The following is a 16736-nucleotide window of genomic DNA, read 5'->3' on the forward strand; positions in this document are numbered from 1 at the left end:
CAAGGACATCTGGACATCCTCCAGATGTCCTTTCTATTTTGACGTCCCTCGCCATGAAGTCGCGCCCCTTTCTTCTCCCTGTCGTGACGAGCCTGTGCGGTTTGGTGGCGCTCCTGCTGCTGGTGGCCCCGCCGCGCAAGCCCCCGCGTGGTCCGCATCAGGAGGTCCTCCTGCCCCGGGAGGATGTTCTGCGCGCGGTGGGGCGTGGCTACATCCAGCTGATCGCCGACTACCTCTGGATCCAACTCGTCCAGACGGCGGGCCGGGCCCGCACGGCCGAGGAGTACCGCGACCTCTACCCCTACGCGGAGCTCATCACCGATCTGGATCCCCATTTCGACATCGTCTACAGGTTCGCCGCGGGGACGCTGCCCACCAACCTCGGACGCGAGACCTGGGTCAACACGGAGGAGTCCACCCGGCTGCTGCGCAAGGGTCTGGCGCTCTTCCCCGATGATCTCAAGATGAACATGTTGCTCGCCTACAACCTGAGCACCTTCGAGAAGAACTATCAGGAAGCGGCCAAGGTAGCCGAGCGAGCCTCACGACTGCCGGGCGCGCCCGCCTACCTGTCCCAGCTGGCCACGCGGCTGTACGCCCAGGCGGGCTCGGTGGATGCCGGTCTCGCACTGGCCCAGTCCCTGTTGGACTCGGCCGAGGACGAAGCCACGCGGCAGCTGTTCGAGCAACGCATCCGGGACCTGGAACTGGAAGCGGAGCTGCAACGCGTGGACGCCGCCATCGCGCGCTTCCGCGAGACGTTCGGCACGACGCCTCCGGACGTGGACACCCTGTCGTGGCTGGGCTTCCTGTCCGAGCCCCCGCAGGATCCCCAGGGAGGTGGCTTCTTCATCGGTTCCGACGGGCGCGCCTATTCGACGACCCAACAGCGACGCCTGGAGATCTTCACCCCCTTCAACCGCGACCGCGGTTGAGCAGCGCCCGCGGAGCCCTGATGTCCATGGATGCGCCCATCCCCATCGAAATCCGAGAGCTGTCCAAGACGTACCGGCTCGGCTTCTTCATGAACCGGCAGGTCCGTGCCCTGCAGTCGCTCGACCTGAAGATCCTGCCCGGCCAGGTGTATGGCCTGCTCGGTCCCAACGGGGCCGGCAAGTCCACCACCATCAAGATCCTGCTCAACCTGGTGCAGGCCACCAGTGGAGAAGCACGGCTCTTCGGCCTGCCGCCCCGGGACCGGGAAGCCCGCCGCCGCGTGGGCTACGTGCCCGAGAACCCCGCGCCCTACGAGTACCTCACCGGCCGCGAGTTCGTCACGCTGGCGGGCCGGCTGACGGGCATGAGCGGCAAGGAGCTGGATGCCCGGGTCGAGCAGGTGCTGGGCATGGTGCAGATGACCCGCGCCGCCTCCCTGCAGATCCGCCGCTACAGCAAGGGCATGGTGCAGCGCGTGGCGCTGGCCCAGGCCCTGGTGTCCAAACCCTCGCTGCTCATCCTGGATGAGCCCACCTCGGGGTTGGATCCCGTGGGCCGCCGGCAGATCCGCGACCTCATCCTCGAGGAGCGCCACCGGGGCACGACGGTACTCTTCTGCACGCACATCATCCCGGACGTGGAGACGCTCTGCGACCGCGTGGCCGTGCTCGTCGGAGGCCGGCGCGTGCGCGAGGGCAGCGTGTCCGAGCTGGTGAGCTCTCAGGCCACGCACATGGAGCTCACGGTGGAGGGCGTGCCGCTCGAGCGCATCCAGACGCTGGGCTTCGAGCTGGAGCGGGCCCAGACGCTGGAGCAGCGGGTGATCCTGCGCGTGCGCGACGTGGACAGCCAGCCCCTGCTCAAGCGGCTGCTCGAGCTCAATGGCCGGGTCACCCAGCTACAACCCACCCGGTTCTCGTTGGAGGACCTGTTCCTGCGCGCCCTCGAGGAGGCACGCCAGGGCCCCGTGGGAGGAGAGATTTCATGATGGGTCCGTTCATCGCCCTCACGCTCAATGGCTTCCGGGAAGCCCGGCGCAACCGCGTCACGCTCATCGTGGCCCTCTTCGCGCTGAGCCTGCTGCTGTCCTCCTCGCTCGTGGTGGAGGTCACCGTTGGAGTGTTCGAGCGGGTCCTCACCGACATGGGCCTGGGCTCGATGAGCCTGATGCTGGTGCTGCTCACCATCTTCCTGTCCAGTGGGCTCATCTCGCGGGAAATCGAGCGGCGCACCATCTTCCTCATGGTGTCCAAGCCCCTGTCGCGAGGCGCCTTCCTGGTGGGCCGGCTGTTCGGCAACATGCTCACCGTGACGGTGCTGCTGCTGGCCATGGCCGCGCTCTTCTTCCTGCTGATGCTCTTCTACGCCGTCCCCATCACCCCCGCGCACCTGGCGGCGGTGGGCATGCTGTGGTTCGAGCTCTGGGTGCTCAGCGGCGTGGGCTTCCTGATGTCCAGCTTCTCCCACCACCAGACGGTGTCCGCCTTCGTCACCGTGAGCATCTACGCCGCGGGAAACCTGTCCTCGGACATCTACTCCCTGGCGCGCAAGTCCAAGAGCGACGCCCTCCAGGCGCTGGGCGAGGCCGTGTACTACGTGCTGCCCGACCTCTCCCGCTTCAACTACCGGCCCCAGGCGTCGTACGCCGCCGCCATCTCCTCCTCCCAGTTGCTGTCCGACATGGCCTATGGCGCGGCCTATACCGCCGTGCTGGTGTCGCTGGCCGTGCTGCTCTTCAACCGGCGCGACTTCCGCTGACACGCCCCGCGGACACGCCCCAAGGGGCGTGCCCGCCACGGACGAGCTCAGGCCTCGTCCTCCCGATCCGACAGCCCGTGCTTGGCCAGACGGTAGCGGAAGGAGCGGAACGTCAGGCCGAGCAGGTCCGCCGCCCGCGTCTTCACCCCACCCGCCTGAGCCAGGGCGGCCACCAGATAGTGCCGCTCGGCCTCATCGAGGTGACGCTCCAGGGAGAAACCCGCACCGAGCGCCACCTCGGGCGTGGCGGCGGCCGTGGGCTGCACGGGCTCACCCCGGAGCGAGGGCGGCAGCGAGGCCAACGTCAACACGTCCCCATCCGCCAGCGTCGCCGCGCGCTCGACGACGTTCTCCAGCTGGCGCACGTTGCCGGGGAAGGCATAGGCGGACAGCACCGCCAGGGCCTCGGGAGAGAAGCGCAGGCCCGGCCGCTCCAGCTCCCGGCGCTGCCGGCCGAGGAAGTGCTCCGCCAGCGGCGCGATGTCCTCGGGCCGCTCGCGCAGCGGCGGCAGCTCCAGGGTGATGACGTTGAGCCGGTAGAAGAGATCCTCCCGGAAGCGGCCCGCCTTCACCTCGGCGTCCAGCCGCCGGTTGGTGGCCGCCAGGATGCGCGCCTGGAAGGGAACCTCCGCCGAGCTGCCCACCGGCTTGACCTTGCGCTCCTGCAGCACGCGCAAGAGCTTCACCTGGGTGGCCAGCGGCACCTCGCCAATCTCATCGAGGAACACCGTCCCCTCGCCCGCGTGCACCAGCAGCCCGGGACGATCCTGCGTGGCCCCGGTGAAGGCCCCCTTCACGTGGCCGAACAGCTCGCTCTCCAGCACCCCCTCGTTGAGCGCCGCGCAGTTGATGGGCAAGAAGGGCTGTCCCGCCCGGGGGCTCTTGAGGTGCAGGGCCTTGGCGATGAGCTCCTTGCCCGTCCCGCTCTCGCCATGGATGAGCACGGTGGAGCGCGTGGGCGCCACCTTGTCCACCATGCTCCACACCGCGCGCATCCGCTCGCCGCGGCCCACCGCCATCACTCCCACGCCGGGCACCAGGTGCTCGCGCAGCGAGACGTTCTCCTGGCGCAGCGTGCGCTTCTCCAGCGCCTTCTGCACCAGCAGCAGCAGCTCCTCGTTGTCGAAGGGCTTGCCGATGTAGTCGTACGCGCCCTCGCGCATGGCCTCCACCGCCGAGGCCGCGGTGCCAAAGGCGGTGATGACGATGACCTCGGGGGGATCGCTCTGCGCCCGGGCGGCCCGCAGCACGTCCATGCCGCTCTGCGTGGCCCCCAGCTTCATGTCGGTGATGACCAGATCCACCAGGGTGGACTCCAACACCTCGCGCGCCGCCCGCACGCCCTCCACGCACGTCACCCGGTGGCCCGAGCGCAACAGCAGGACCTCCAGGACCACGCGCATCGACCGCTCATCGTCCACCACCAGGATGTGCACGGCGCCAAACCCTCTCCTTCCCCGTCAGTCCCGCATGGGCAATTGGATGAGGAACCCAGTGCCCTCCTGGGGAGAGGAGGACACGCGGATGTTGCCACCATGTGAGCGCACGATGGAATGCGCCGTGGACAACCCCAGGCCGGTGCCACCTTCCCGGGTGCTGAAAAAAGGCTCGAAAATGCGCGAGAGGTGTGCCGGGGGAATGCGGCCTCCCGAGTCCCAGATGAGCAGCTCCGCCCACGAGCCCTCGGGCCGCAGCGTCACGCGCACCACTCCCCCCTCCTCCGTCGCCTGGAAGGCATTGCGCAACAGGTTGATGAGCACCTGCCGGAGTTGATCCGCGTCCACGAGGATGCGCAGGGGAAGCAGCGCCGTCTCCACGCGCACCTGACGGGCGAGCGGATCCGCGCGCAGCATGTCCACCGTCTCCGCCACCAACGCCCCCAGGTCCACCTCCTGCTTGAGCGGAGGCGGAGGGCGGGCGAAGCGCAGGAAGTCCTCCACCAGCTTGGAGAGCCTGTCCGATTCGCGCAGGAGCACGTCCACGAGCCTCGCCGACACCGCGTCCCCGGAGGACTCCTGCACGAGCAACTGGGCCGAGCCGCGCATGGCGGCCAGGGGATTGCGGATCTCATGCGCGAGCTGGGCGGCCAGGGTGCCCAGCGCGGCCAGCCTGTCGGCGCGCCGCAGATCCTCCTCGGCGCGGCGCAGCTCGGTCAGATCCTGGAAGACGATGAGCATGCCCTCGCTGCCGGTGTCGCCCAGGCCCGTCACCGTCAACCCGAGCGTGCGCGCGCCCTCCCGCGTCTGCACGGACAGCTCCCGGCGGCGCACGTGGGACTCCACGCCGAGCGCCCCCGGCAGGAGCGACTCCACGGGCGAGCCCGCCACCACCGCCGCCTCGTCCAGTCCGAGGATGGCGCTGGCGGCGCGGTTGACGAAGGTGACGTGGCCCCCCGCGTCACACGTGATGAGGCCCGAGGGCATGCAGGTGAGGATCTGCTGCTGCAGGGTGCCCAGCTTCTTGAGATCCGCCTCGCGCGCGGACAGCCGCCCGCCCGTGGCCGAGAGCTGGCGCGACAGATAGCCCGCGAGCACCGCGATGAGCACGAGCGCGAGCAGGTTGCTGCCGATGAGGAAGGCGACCCGCTGCAGGCTCAATTCCCCCACCCCCGTGGGAGACGCCAGCCAGCGCGACCGCACCGCCACCAGCAGCAACGAATAGGTGAGCGCGCTGGCGAGCGCGGCCAGGAGCGCGCCACGGCCATCCAGCAGGATGCTCGCGCCGATGACGGCCAGCAGGTACAGGAAGGTGAAGGGGCTGTCTCCCACGCCGGTGAGGAAGACGAGCACCGAGGCGATGAGCAGATCGCCCACCACCTGCACCACCGCCGCCAGACGGTCCGCCCAGCCCCCCCGGAGCATGAGGCCGTAGACGAGCGTGAAGAGGTAGACGAGCCCGATGACCGCGAAGGACAGCATGTCGCCGTGGCTGGGCTCCTGCACGGGCTGCAGGAACACGCGGACCGCGAAGGCCACGAGCGACAGACTGACGGCCACCGTGCGGAACACGGTGAGCCACGTCAGCCGGTTGCGCAGCGTGTGCGGCTGCGGCGAACCGGCCAACGCCGAACCGGCCCTGTTACTTGACGGCACCGGCGATGGAGAAGATGGGCAGGTACATGGCGATGAGGAAGCCACCGACCACGCCACCCAGGAACACCATCATCAACGGTTCGATCATCGCCGTGAGGCCCGCGACCGCCGTGTCCACCTCGTCGTCGTAGAAGTCGGCGATCTTGTTGAGCATGGTGTCCATGGCGCCCGTGGCCTCACCCACGCCGATCATCTGCACCACCATGGGCGGGAACACCTTCGTCTCCAGGAGCGGTCCCGCGATGTTCTTGCCCTCGGCGATCTTCCCGCGCACGAAGAAGATGGCCTCTTCCACGGACCGGTTGCCGGCCGTCTTGGCGGTGACGTCCAGCGCGTCCAGGATGGGCACGCCCGAGGAGATCATCGTGCCCAGCGTGCGGGTGAAGCGCGCCACCGCCACCTTGCGGATGACGGGCCCGAAGATGGGGGCCATCAGGAACGCCCTGTCCAGCAGACGCCGCCCCTGGGGGTTGCGGTAGATGTAGCCGAAGATGACCGAGAAGGCGGCCAGGCCGACGAACACCCAGATGAGGTAGTTCTGGCACCACTCGGACAGGTCCACCACGAACTGGGTGGGCGCGGGCAGGGCCTGACCGAAGTCCGCGAACATCTTCGCGAACACCGGCGTCACCTTGAGCATCAGCACCGCCGTCACCGCGATGGCCACACACACGACGATGACCGGGTAGGTCATCGCGCTCTTGACCTTGCGCTTGAGCTTCTCGTTCTTCTCGCGGTAGTTGGCGAGCCGGTTGAGGATGTTGTCGAGGATACCGCCCACCTCGCCCGCGGCGCACAGCTGCACGAAGAGCTCGTCGAAGACCTTGGGGTGGTCCGCCAGGGCGTCGGCGAAGGTGGAGCCCTGCTCCACCTTGTTCTTGATGGCGAACACGACCTTGCGGAAGGCCGGGTTGTCCATCTGCGTGCCGAGGATGTCGAGGCACTGCACGAGCGGCAGGCCGGCGTCGATCATCGTGGCGAACTGACGGGTGAAGATGAGGATGTCCTTGCCCGTCACCGCCGAACCGATGGTGATGTTCAGATCGGAGTCGAGCAGGCCCTTGCGGCGCACCTTGACCGGGTTGAGGCCGAGCGACTTCAGACGGGCATTGACGGCCTCGACGTCCGAGGCCTCCATCTCGCCCTTCTTGGTCTCGCCAGACTTGGTCTTGGCTTCCCAGAGGAACTGGGCCGTGTTCTTCGATTTGGGGGGAGTGGACTTCTGGGTCGCCGTTGCAGCCATCAGGCCTCCGAGAGGGACAGCAGTCTATCCCACCGGTTGGAATTCACGAATTAGCGCCCCGCGGGGCCGGCGGGCCGCTGACCAGGCATGCCAGCGGCGGTGCCGCCCGCGAGGATGTTGCGCAGCTCGTCCGGATCCGAGGAACGGCCGAACGCCTCGTCCTGGCTGATGAGGCGCCGCGCCAACAGCGCCGCCAGGGCCTGGTTGAAGGTCTGCATGCCGTACTTGGCCTGGCCCACCTGCATCGACGAGTAGACCTGATGGATCTTGTCCTCGCGGATGAGGTTGCGGATGGCGGGGTTGGGCACCATGACCTCCAGCGCCAGCACGCGGCCCGGAGAGCCCGCCTTGGCGATGAGCGACTGGCTCATCACGCCTTCCAGCACGAACGACAGCTGGGCGCGCACCTGGGGCTGCTGGTAGGGCGGGAACACGTCCAGCACGCGGTTGATGGTCTGCACCGCGCTGTTGGTGTGCAGCGTGGCGTAGCAGGTGTGACCCGTCTCGGCGATGACCAGCGCCGCCTCGATCGTCTCCAGGTCGCGCAACTCGCCCACCAGCACCACGTCTGGATCCTGACGCAGGATGTACTTGAGCGCCGTCTTGAAGCTGCGCGTGTCCGCGCCCACCTCGCGCTGGTTGACGAGGCAGTTCTTGTGCGGGTGCAGGTACTCGATCGGATCCTCGATCGTCATGATGTGCTCATGACGCTCGGTGTTGATCTTGTCGATCATCGACGCGAGTGTCGTGGACTTGCCCGAGCCCGTGGGACCCGTCACCAGGATGAGGCCGCGCGGACGCTTGACCAGCTCGGCCACCACCGGGGGCAGCCCCAGCTCCTGGAAGGTGAGGATCTTGAAGGGAATGGTGCGGAACGCCCCCGCCACCGCGCCGCGCTGCATGTAGATGTTGGCGCGAAAGCGCGACAACCCCTTCACGCCGAAGGAGAGGTCCAACTCGTTCTCCTCCTCGAACTTGTGCTTCTGGGCGTCGGTGAGGATGGAGTAGCAGAGCTGCTTGGTCTCCACCGGCGACAGCTGGGCCGTCTTGAGCGGCACCAGTTCGCCGTCCACGCGCAACTGGGGCGGGGAGCCCGTGGTGATGTGGAGGTCGGAAGCACCCTTCTCGACCATCGCCTTGAGCAGCTGATGCAGATTCACGAAGACCGTCCTTCGGGGGTTTTGGGGAGGGGATGAGGCGAGGTCAGAAGTTGTCCGGGGCCGTGTTGGCCACCACCTCTTCCAGCGTGGTGACACCATCCATCATCTTGGCCAGAGCCGACATGCGCAACGAGCTCATGCCCAGGCGGATGGCCTCCGCCTTGAGCTCGGCGGCCGAGGCGCCGTTGATGACCAGCTCCTTGAGGCCATCCCAGAAGGGCATGACCTCGTAGATGGCCACGCGGCCGCGGTAGCCACGGTCGTTGCACTCGCGGCAGCCGACCTTCTCGTACATGGTGAAGGTGCCGAGCTTCTCCGGAGGCACGCCCGCGTTGAGCAGCGCCTGCTCGTCCACGTTCTCCGCGGGCTTCTTGCACGCGGGGCACAGGCGGCGCGCCAGACGCTGGGCGAGGATGAGGTTGAGCGAGGCCGTCACGAGGAAGGGCTCGATGCCCATGTTGAGCAGACGGCTCACCGTGCCCGGGGCGTCGTTGGTGTGCAGCGTGGAGAGCACCAGGTGGCCCGTGAGCGCCGCCTTCACCGCGATTTCACCCGTCTCGAAGTCGCGGATCTCGCCGATCATGATGATGTCGGGATCCTGGCGGAGGAAGGAGCGCAGGGCCGCGGCGAAGTTCAGGCCGATGTCCTCGTGCATCTGCACCTGGTTGATGCCGCCGAAGTTGAACTCGACCGGGTCCTCGGCGGTGGCGATGTTGGTGTCCACCTGGTTGAGCGAGGAGAGCGCCGAGTAGAGCGTCGTCGTCTTGCCCGAGCCCGTGGGACCCGTGACGAGCACCATGCCGTAGGGGCGCTCGATGGCCTCCTTGAACCAGGCGAGCGGCTGCGCGTCGAAGCCGAGCTTCGTCATGTCCAGCTGCAGGTTGGACTTGTCGAGCAGACGGAGCACGACCTTCTCGCCGAAGAGCGTGGGGCACACGCTCACGCGGAAGTCCATCTCCTTGCCACCGCCGAGCTTGATCTTGATGCGGCCGTCCTGGGGCAGGCGGCGCTCGGAGATGTCCAGGTTCGCCATGATCTTCAGACGGCTGGTGATGGCGTTGCGCAGCTTCATCGGCGGGCGCATCACGTCATAGAGCGAGCCGTCGATGCGGAAGCGCACCCGGAAGTCCTTCTCGTAGGGCTCCACGTGGATGTCGGACGCGCGCTTCTTGATGGAGTCCTGGAGGATGAGGTTCACGAGCTTGACCACGGGCGCGTCGTCGGCCGCGCGGGCCATCTCCTCGATGTTGCCCTCCTCCTCCTCCTTGGCCACCTCGATGTCCTCGGCGAGCTCGTCGACGAGGGCATTCATGTCCGGGCCCTTCTCGGCGTAGTAGCGCTCGATGGCCTCGCGGATGGAGATCTCCGAGGCGACCACCGGCTCCACGTTGTAGCCGGTGAGGAACTTCAGGTCGTCCACGGCGTAGATGTTGGACGGATCGCACATGGCCACGATGAGCGAGGGGCCCGCGCGATTGACGGGAATCACCAGGTGCTTCTCGGCCACTTCCTTCGGCACGAGCTTGATGATCTCCGCGTCGATGTCGAAGTCCTTCAGGTTGATGGCCGGCACGCCGTACTGCTTGGAGAGGAAGTCGGTGAGTTTGGACTCCTCGATGGCTCCCGTCTTGATGAGCGCGGTGCCAATGCGCGTGCCGTTCTTCTGCTGCTCCTCCTGGGCCTTGCGCAGCTGCTGGACCGAGATCAGGTTCTCACGGACCAGCAGTTCACCAAGTCGACCGGACATTCAAAAAGCCTCGAGCGTGGGGATGACAATCATGGTGTCCGCCGTGAAGACGGAGGACGCCAAAAGATGCGCGGGTTACGGGCGCATGAGCCCCAAGATTAAAGAGAGGGAGACGCGAGCCTGTCAAGGCGCCGTCCCTGGCTCCCTCTCCGACCAAGCCATTGAAACCGCTTGGGAAACCTTCAGTCGGATGCCCGGGCGATCACCACCCGGGCGGCCTCGACGTCCCGCTTGATTTGTCCCACGAGTTCGGCCACGGAACCAAAACGGTGCTCCGGGCGCAGCCGCTCGAGGAACTCCACCCGCAGCTCGCGGCCATAGAGGTCCGCGCTGTAGTCGAGCAGGTGCGCCTCGATCGTGACCTCGTTGATACCGAAGGTGGGCTTGACGCCGATGTTGGCCACGCCCGGCAGCCAGGGCGCCTGGAGCGCCTCGCGGAAGCGCACGCGGATGGCGTACACACCGGCGGCCGGCCGCAGCTCGTTCTGGGTGTCCACGTTGGCGGTGGGAAAGCCGATGCCCCGGCCGCGCCCCTGGCCCCGCACGACCGTGCCCTCCAAGTCGAAGGGCCGGCCGAGCAGGCGCTGCGCCGCGCTCACCCGGCCCTCGAGGATGTACTCGCGAATCTTGGAGGAGGAGGCCACGAGCCCATCCACCGTGACGGGCTCCACGCAGTGCACCTGGGCGCCCCGGGCCGCCGCGGCCTCGCGCAGGGTGTCCACGCTGCCCCCGCGCGCCGCGCCGTAGGTGAAGTCATGGCCCACCACGAGGTGGCGCGCGCCCAGCACGTCCAGCAGCGAGGCCTCGAAGTCGCGCGGCGACAGGCGGGCGTACTCGCGCGTGAAGGGCTGCACCACCGCCGCGTCCAGCCCGAACGACTCGAAGAGCTCCAGCTTGCGCGGCAAGAGGGTGATGAGCTTGGGCGCCATCTCCGGCTGGAGCACCTTGCCCGGATGCGGCTGGAACGTCAGCGCGGCCACGAGCGTGCCGTGGCGCCGCGCCTCGGCGAAGAGCGCCTGGTGGCCCAGGTGCACGCCATCGAAGTTGCCCAGCGCGAGCGCACAACCCGAGAGCTCGCGCGCCTCCGTCACCCCTTGGAAGACCTTCATGGAGCGCCCATATAGCGCCAAACCCGTCGCTTTGCCCTGGCCAGACCGCCCCGCCCCGTGCGAAGAGGCCCACAGCCTCCCGCATCCTTCATGGCCCGTCCTCCCCTGCTCCCCGACCCCGTGGGCCTGCATCTGGCCCGCCTCGATGCGCCCCCCGACTGGGACGCCGAGTTCGGCTTTTCCGGCCCCCTGGAACTGGAAATCGGCTCCGGCGCGGGCGGCCACGCCCTCGAGTACTGCCGCCGCAACCCCACCACGCGCTTCGTCGCCTTCGAGTGGCGCAAGAAGTACGCGCGCGACACCCAGGACCGCGGCAACAAGCTGGGCCTGAAGAACCTGCGCGTGCTCGAGGCCGATGCCCGCTCCATCGTGCCGCGCCTGTTCGCCTCCGGCTCGCTCGACGCCATCCACCTGCAGTTTCCCGACCCCTGGTGGAAGCGCGCCCACTTCAAGCGCGCCGTCGTCCAGCCCGACTTCGCCCGGCTGCTGCTCGACAAGCTCAAGCCCGGCGGCCTCTTCGACATGCGCACCGACGTGCAGGACCGCGCCGTCAACATGCTCTCCATCCTGGAGGAGGCCGGCTTCGTCAACCCGCTGGGCAAGGGCGTGTTCCACCCCTACGATCCCGAGGAAGTCCCCTCCACGCGCGAGCGGCGCTACCTGACGAGCGGCGAGCCCGTCTACCGCGCCCGCCTGCGCAAGCCCGCCTGAGTGCCCTCCCGGGGCACGCGCCGCCGTGTCGTGCCGTGTGCGAGGAGGGCGTTTCACCCCGGCTGGAGGGAGGACGGCTTGGCATCCCCCCCTCGTTCGGGGAACAATCCCTTCCTCACGGCGGTCCGAAATACTCCGAGGCACGAACGGCAGCGACATGGCGGACAGCGCGAAGAAGACGGCGGAAGCGGCACGCCGGGCCCCCCCCACGAATCCCCTGGCCGACCGCACCATCCTGATCGTCGACGATGACCCGGCCAACATCCAACACGTGCGCGAGGGGCTCGCCGGCCCGGGCTACCGCTTCCGCGAGGCCCATGACGGCACCGAGGCCCTGCGCTCGCTGCGCGAGGCGCGGCCGGACCTCATCATCATGGACGTGGAGATGCCGCGGCTGGGCGGCGTCGAGGTGTGCCGCATCATCAAGGCCAACGGCGGCGAGGGAGGCTTCGGCTTCATTCCCGTCATCCTCGTGACGGCGCGGCAGGCGGCCGGCAAGGTGGAAGGGCTGGAGCTCGGCGCGGACGACTACCTCGTCAAACCCTTCGACATGCTGGAGCTGTCCGCGCGCGTGAAGTCCATGCTGCGGCTCAAGGTGCTGCAGGACGCCCTGGTGGAGAAGAACCGGGAGCTGGACTCCAAGAACCAGGCACTGGACCGGGCCAACAAGGAGCTCGACCAGAAGCGCGAGGAGCTGCTGCGGCTCACGCGCGTCGACGGACTCACCGGCCTCTACAACCGGCGCTACTTCGAGGAGCGCCTGAGCGAGGAGTTCGCCCGCTCCGCGCGCTACCGCTCGCCCCTGTCGCTGGTGATGATGGACATCGATCACTTCAAGCGGCTCAACGACACCTACGGCCACCCCTTCGGCGACCAGGTGTTGCGCGCGGTGGCGCAGGCGGTGCGCGGCCGGCTGCGCGAGGTGGACTTCGTGGCGCGCTACGGCGGCGAGGAGTTCATCGCCCTGCTGCCCGAGACCGGCCCCAAGGAGGCCCTGGGGGCGTGCGAGCGCATCCGCGAGGCCGTGGCCTCCGTGCGCCTGGAGTACCGGCCCCCGTCGGGAGACGCACTGGAAGTGCGCTGTACGGCCTCACTGGGCGTGGCCAGCGTGCCCTCCCCCACCCTGTTGGGCGCCGAGGATCTCAAGAAGCAAGCCGACACCTGCCTCTACGCCGCCAAGGCGGGCGGCCGCAATTGCGTTCGCCAGTACAAGGACACGCCACCCGAGTGACGCTGCCTCTTGGCGAGCGCGGCTCTTTGGCCTACATGACAAGACCATGCGCTTGTTTTTCGTGATCTCCCTGCTGCTGCTGTCCGTGCTGCCCCTCGGGGGCTGCAACCGGCCCAGCTACGAGACACCGGTGCGCGCCTACCAGACGTTCCTCCGGGCCGTGCAGCGGGGAGATGAGAAAACCGCCTACTCCGCCCTCTCACAACCTACCCAGGAGGCCCTCAAGCAGAAGGCCCAGACGGTGGCCAACGCCTCCGCGGGCGCGGTGAAGGCGGACCCCGTCGCCTTCTTCTTCGCGAATGTCGCACCTCCACCGGATGTTGCGGAAGTCACGCTCGCGGGCGAGACAGGCGACACGGCGCAGGTGAACGTGGTGTTCTCCCAGGTCCAGAAGCAGGTCCGGATGGTCCGTGAGACGTCCGGATGGAAGATAGACCTTACGCAGTCCCTCCAGCAGCCGTGAGGACAGGGACCCCCCAGGTCTCTCACGCATCAGGTAGCCTACGAACGTGAACGATCGGAAGACACGGCGGGCCGTGCCCGCAGTCGAGGTCATCCGCCGCCCGGTGGCCAACCCCGGCACCGTCGCGCCCAGCCCGACGCCCACGGCCTCGGTGACCCCCCGCCCCACCCCTCGGCCCACCGCGCCCTCGCCGACGTCTCCCACGCCCTCGGCGGGACCGACCGTCAGCGTGACGCCCCGGCCCACGCCCCGGCCCACGCCCTCGCCGAGCGCTCCCGTGGCCCCCTCGGCGCCCTCCGTGCCGGAGCCGGCCACCGCCAGCGCGCCCCGGCCCATCCCCACGCCCGTGGCGCCCCGGCCGACTCCGTCGCCTACCGTGACGCCCTCGTCCGTCGCGCCCCGGCCCGCCTTCTCCCCGAGCCGCGCACCCGGCGCGGGTGGACCGCCCGGCGCCCGGCCCGGCGGCTTCGCGCGGCCCCGGACGCCCCGGCCCCCGCCCACCAACGAGCAGATCCTCGCCCTGGCCGCCAAGGAGCACGTGCCCGCGCGCATCGCCAAGGGCGAGCTCGAGGGCAAGATGAAGTGCCGCATCTGGCGCAAGCTGCACGCCGAGGAAGCCAAGCGCTTCGATCAGGTGTACGCGCTGATGGGCCAGAACCCGGGCCTGTCGCTCGCGGATGGTTTCGGCGTGCTGCAGAGCGGCCTGACGGTGGCCGAATTCCTCGCGCGCAAGGAGCGCACCCAGCGCAAGGCCGCCGTGAAGACGGCCCGCGGCGAGGTGGATGACAGCTCCATCAGCGCCTTCATCCAGGGGCTCGTCGAGGCGAAGACGGAGATGGCCATGGTGCTCGGCGAGCGCACCGTGCTCGACACCGTGACGAGCGTGGAGCCCATCTCCTTCGTGCTGGGCCGCAGCGGCCGGCAGGAGAAGCTCCAGGTCGTCATGATGACGCGCCGCTCGGACTGGGAGCAGCTCGCGCCCCACCTGGAGCGCGAGCCCAAGCTCACCCAGAAGCCCGTCAACGTCGCGCGCCAGCCCGACAAGCGCCCCTTCTCCGACCCCCGCCCCTTCCTCGCCCACCAGGGCCAGTCCGTGCGCCTGACGCTGCGCAATGGCATCCAGCTCGTCATGCCCCTGCGCGTGGTGGGCCGCTTCGATCTGCTGCTCGGCGAGGACGGACACGAGGTGTTCGTCCCCCTGCACGCCCTGGTGCGCTTCTCCGCCGAGGACTCGCTGGAGGACTCCGGCGACGCGCCCGGGGAGAACTCCTAGCCCCCAAGGAACCCGATGCCGTTCTTCTCGAAAATCATCAAGCCCCTGCTCGCGCTCGCCCTGTCCGCGGCGGTCCTCGGCGCCGAGCAGGGCTGCACGAAGGACAGCGCGTCCGCCGCTCCGGCGCTCAAGCCGGGTGAGACGCGCACCATCGCCCTCACCATCACCGAGAAGGGCTACGAGCCCAGCCCCATCACCCTCCAGCAGGGCCAGCCGGTGAAGCTCGTGCTCACGCGCACCACGGAGCACACCTGCGCGACGGAGATCGTCCTCGACGAGTACAACATCAACACGCCCGTGCCCCTCAACCAGCCGGTGGAGGTGGCCTTCACCCCCACGAAGACGGGCAAGCTCGTCTATGGCTGCGCGATGGGGAAGATGATCAGCGGCGTGTTCATGGTGGAGTGACGCTCACTCCCCGAACACCTGCTCCGCGCAGGCCTCCGGAGGCGTGAGCAGCGAGGCGTGGAGGCGTGCGAGGTGGAAGGCGGCCCATCCGCCTCGCATGTCCGCGGAGTAGCGGCAGAACGCCTGGCGGATCTCCCACGAGAACGGCCCCTGGGGCGCCACCTCCAGGTACGCGGCCAGCTCGGGCGCAGCGTCCTCGGACAATGAGCGCACCAGGTACGACGCATCCCAGGACACGCCCTCGGTGGAGCGCGTCAGGGTATCCCTCGCGATGAAGGCGTCGGGGTTGAGCACGTTGAGCGCCGCGAGGCCGACGAGCGCTCCCACGAAGGCGCCCATGGCGAAGCGCTCCGGACGCCACCACAGCGTCGCCACGCGCCAGACGAGCACTCCCGCCAGCGCCAGCATGAAGACGTGCGTGTACACGCGCAGGTGCGTGTAGCCATAGGCGGACTCGTAGAGCGCCATGCGCTGGACCGCCGAGGTGAGCAGCACCAGCACCAGCCCCACCATCACCGAGCACGCCGCCCGGAAGGCGGTGACCTGCCCCGCCCCGTTCAGCCGCGTCCAGCGCTCCAGCACCAGGCTCAACCCCAGCGTCATCACCGACACCACGAGCAACTCGAAGAAGCCCCGCCGGGCGTACTCGGAATAGGTGAGCCCCGAGGGCAGCCGCGCCCCGCCCCACATGAAGGCGAGTTGGAGGGAGACGAAGGCCAGGAAGAGCACGTCCACCGCGCCCACGAGCGTGAGGCTCTCGATGAAGCCCAGACGGCCCACGGCCGGAGCCACCTCCCGCTCACCCGCCTCGCGCTCCCGCCGGCGCCGCAGGGCATGCGCGAGCAGGCCCAGCACGCCGAAGGCACTGCCCACGGCGAACACCCCCCGCGCCAACGTGTCCACCGAGAAGATGTTCCACACGAGGGAAAACCCCCGCCCCACCGCCACCGAGAAGACCTCGTCCGCCGAGGAGAGCAGCGCGGTGAAGAGGATCAGGATCGGCAGGGAGAGCAGGGCGCCCCGCGCCACCGGCAGCAGCTTCGGGAGCTGGCCGCGCAACGGAATGCGCTCCACCTCCGCGCGCACCACCGCCGGGGGGAGGAACAGGGCCTGCCACGCGCCGCCCAGCACGGTGGAGGCATAGTCGCCCAGCCCGAGCCGCTCCACGCGTCCCGCCGCCCAGAAGTGCACCAGCAACAGCAGCAGCAGGCCCGAGGCCAGGACGTTGAGCGCCGTGAGCAGGGGGCTCGCGCGCACGAACACCATCCCGGAGAAGAACAGCCAGGGCACGAGCAGCCAGGCATTGGGACGTGCCCGCTGCCAGCCCTCGCGGCCTCCGAGCACGAGCAGTGTCCCCAGCAGCAGCAGTGCGAATAGCGGGAAGGACAGCCCCAGCGCGGGTCCATCGAAGAGAACCTCGGCGCAGACGCCCAGGCCGAGCGCCGCGAGCAGGGTCGCCCGGGGCCGTCGCAGACGGGGAACGGCCTCGGGCGAGGGTGGAGACACGACGGGCAGCGACAGTCCGGTGGCGGGGATCGACATGCGAGGGCTCCAGACAAGCAATCGAGCGAGAGTCCCCAAGATGGACTCCTGGCGGGCCACCGT

General features: G+C 68.7%; 15 protein-coding genes. 8 read left to right on the plus strand and 7 right to left on the minus strand.

The annotated features are described in order from the left end of the window. Nucleotides 1–53 precede the first annotated feature (53 nt). Genes F0U63_RS39375 through F0U63_RS39385 form a run of 3 tightly spaced genes read left to right on the plus strand, consistent with a single transcriptional unit; the run spans nucleotide 54 to nucleotide 2694 of the window. On the plus strand, nucleotides 54–935 hold the full coding sequence (locus tag F0U63_RS39375; RefSeq protein ID WP_395838461.1) for a hypothetical protein: 882 nt from the start codon (nucleotides 54–56) through the stop codon (nucleotides 933–935). A gap of 20 nt (nucleotides 936–955) precedes the next feature. Next, the gene (locus tag F0U63_RS39380; protein WP_395838463.1) at nucleotides 956–1924 is read left to right on the plus strand and encodes an ABC transporter ATP-binding protein; all 969 of its coding nucleotides are present in this window, start codon (nucleotides 956–958) and stop codon (nucleotides 1922–1924) included. Further along, a complete protein-coding gene (locus F0U63_RS39385) occupies nucleotides 1921–2694 on the plus strand; it encodes an ABC transporter permease (RefSeq protein ID WP_395838465.1) in 774 nt (257 codons plus the stop codon). Before F0U63_RS39380 ends, F0U63_RS39385 begins: the two co-directional genes overlap by 4 nt. A 47-nt stretch (nucleotides 2695–2741) precedes the next feature. On the opposite strand, the gene F0U63_RS39390 is transcribed toward F0U63_RS39385, so the two are convergent. The 6 genes from F0U63_RS39390 to F0U63_RS39415 form a co-directional block, all read right to left on the minus strand. Further along, nucleotides 2742–4130, minus strand: a complete 1389-nt coding sequence (locus F0U63_RS39390; RefSeq protein ID WP_395838467.1) for a sigma-54-dependent transcriptional regulator — start codon at nucleotides 4128–4130, stop codon at nucleotides 2742–2744. Between the two features lie 24 nt (nucleotides 4131–4154). Then, the gene (locus F0U63_RS39395) at nucleotides 4155–5756 is read right to left on the minus strand and encodes a nitrogen regulation protein NR(II) (RefSeq protein ID WP_395838469.1); all 1602 of its coding nucleotides are present in this window, start codon (nucleotides 5754–5756) and stop codon (nucleotides 4155–4157) included. 16 nt (nucleotides 5757–5772) lie between these two features. Then, on the minus strand, nucleotides 5773–7029 hold the full coding sequence (locus F0U63_RS39400) for a type II secretion system F family protein (RefSeq protein WP_395838471.1): 1257 nt from the start codon (nucleotides 7027–7029) through the stop codon (nucleotides 5773–5775). Between the two features lie 50 nt (nucleotides 7030–7079). Continuing rightward, on the minus strand, nucleotides 7080–8189 hold the full coding sequence (locus F0U63_RS39405) for a type IV pilus twitching motility protein PilT (protein WP_395838473.1): 1110 nt from the start codon (nucleotides 8187–8189) through the stop codon (nucleotides 7080–7082). A gap of 43 nt (nucleotides 8190–8232) precedes the next feature. Then, nucleotides 8233–9936: a type IV-A pilus assembly ATPase PilB gene (gene pilB, locus F0U63_RS39410; protein ID WP_395838475.1), complete on the minus strand. Its 1704-nt coding sequence runs from the start codon at nucleotides 9934–9936 to the stop codon at nucleotides 8233–8235. Between the two features lie 182 nt (nucleotides 9937–10118). Next, nucleotides 10119–11045, minus strand: coding sequence for a bifunctional riboflavin kinase/FAD synthetase (locus F0U63_RS39415; RefSeq protein ID WP_395838477.1), 927 nt, complete (start codon nucleotides 11043–11045; stop codon nucleotides 10119–10121). Nucleotides 11046–11135: 90 nt separating this feature from the next. Here F0U63_RS39415 and trmB point away from each other — a divergent pair, with 90 nt between their 5' ends. The 5 genes from trmB to F0U63_RS39440 all read left to right on the plus strand — a co-directional run bounded on the left by trmB (nucleotide 11136) and on the right by F0U63_RS39440 (nucleotide 15131). Then, a complete protein-coding gene (gene trmB, locus F0U63_RS39420; protein WP_395838479.1) occupies nucleotides 11136–11756 on the plus strand; it encodes a tRNA (guanosine(46)-N7)-methyltransferase TrmB in 621 nt (206 codons plus the stop codon). A gap of 157 nt (nucleotides 11757–11913) precedes the next feature. Beyond that, on the plus strand, nucleotides 11914–12987 hold the full coding sequence (locus tag F0U63_RS39425) for a diguanylate cyclase (protein WP_395838481.1): 1074 nt from the start codon (nucleotides 11914–11916) through the stop codon (nucleotides 12985–12987). Nucleotides 12988–13033: 46 nt separating this feature from the next. Beyond that, nucleotides 13034–13450 carry a hypothetical protein gene (locus F0U63_RS39430; RefSeq protein WP_395838483.1) on the plus strand — a complete coding sequence of 139 codons (417 nt, stop codon included), beginning with the start codon at nucleotides 13034–13036 and terminating at the stop codon, nucleotides 13448–13450. A 73-nt stretch (nucleotides 13451–13523) separates the two neighbouring features. Further along, entirely contained in the window at nucleotides 13524–14723 is a 1200-nt protein-coding gene (locus F0U63_RS39435) for a hypothetical protein (RefSeq protein WP_395838485.1), read from the plus strand. Between the two features lie 15 nt (nucleotides 14724–14738). Continuing rightward, nucleotides 14739–15131, plus strand: coding sequence for a cupredoxin domain-containing protein (locus F0U63_RS39440; RefSeq protein ID WP_395838487.1), 393 nt, complete (start codon nucleotides 14739–14741; stop codon nucleotides 15129–15131). 3 nt (nucleotides 15132–15134) lie between these two features. Here F0U63_RS39440 and F0U63_RS39445 read toward each other — a convergent pair whose 3' ends face one another. After that, nucleotides 15135–16673 (minus strand): DUF4153 domain-containing protein, encoded by a 1539-nt coding sequence (locus F0U63_RS39445; protein WP_395838489.1) that lies wholly within the window; start codon nucleotides 16671–16673, stop codon nucleotides 15135–15137. Between the last annotated feature and the right edge of the window lie 63 nt (nucleotides 16674–16736).

The sequence above is a fragment of the Cystobacter fuscus genome (assembly GCF_044360685.1).
In the GTDB taxonomy this organism is placed as follows: domain Bacteria; phylum Myxococcota; class Myxococcia; order Myxococcales; family Myxococcaceae; genus Cystobacter; species Cystobacter fuscus_C.

Excerpts from the sequence above, each read along its gene's own strand:
- trmB (WP_395838479.1), top strand. The coding sequence starts at position 11,136 with ATGGCCCGTCCTCCCCTGCTCCCCGACCCCGTGGGCCTGCATCTGGCC.
- pilB (WP_395838475.1), bottom strand. The coding sequence starts at position 9,936 with ATGTCCGGTCGACTTGGTGAACTGCTGGTCCGTGAGAACCTGATCTCG.
- F0U63_RS39415 (WP_395838477.1), bottom strand. The coding sequence starts at position 11,045 with ATGAAGGTCTTCCAAGGGGTGACGGAGGCGCGCGAGCTCTCGGGTTGT.
- F0U63_RS39400 (WP_395838471.1), bottom strand. The coding sequence starts at position 7,029 with ATGGCTGCAACGGCGACCCAGAAGTCCACTCCCCCCAAATCGAAGAAC.
- F0U63_RS39430 (WP_395838483.1), top strand. The coding sequence starts at position 13,034 with ATGCGCTTGTTTTTCGTGATCTCCCTGCTGCTGCTGTCCGTGCTGCCC.
- F0U63_RS39440 (WP_395838487.1), top strand. The coding sequence starts at position 14,739 with ATGCCGTTCTTCTCGAAAATCATCAAGCCCCTGCTCGCGCTCGCCCTG.
- F0U63_RS39385 (WP_395838465.1), top strand. The coding sequence starts at position 1,921 with ATGATGGGTCCGTTCATCGCCCTCACGCTCAATGGCTTCCGGGAAGCC.
- F0U63_RS39425 (WP_395838481.1), top strand. The coding sequence starts at position 11,914 with ATGGCGGACAGCGCGAAGAAGACGGCGGAAGCGGCACGCCGGGCCCCC.
- F0U63_RS39380 (WP_395838463.1), top strand. The coding sequence starts at position 956 with ATGTCCATGGATGCGCCCATCCCCATCGAAATCCGAGAGCTGTCCAAG.
- F0U63_RS39445 (WP_395838489.1), bottom strand. The coding sequence starts at position 16,673 with ATGTCGATCCCCGCCACCGGACTGTCGCTGCCCGTCGTGTCTCCACCC.
- F0U63_RS39375 (WP_395838461.1), top strand. The coding sequence starts at position 54 with ATGAAGTCGCGCCCCTTTCTTCTCCCTGTCGTGACGAGCCTGTGCGGT.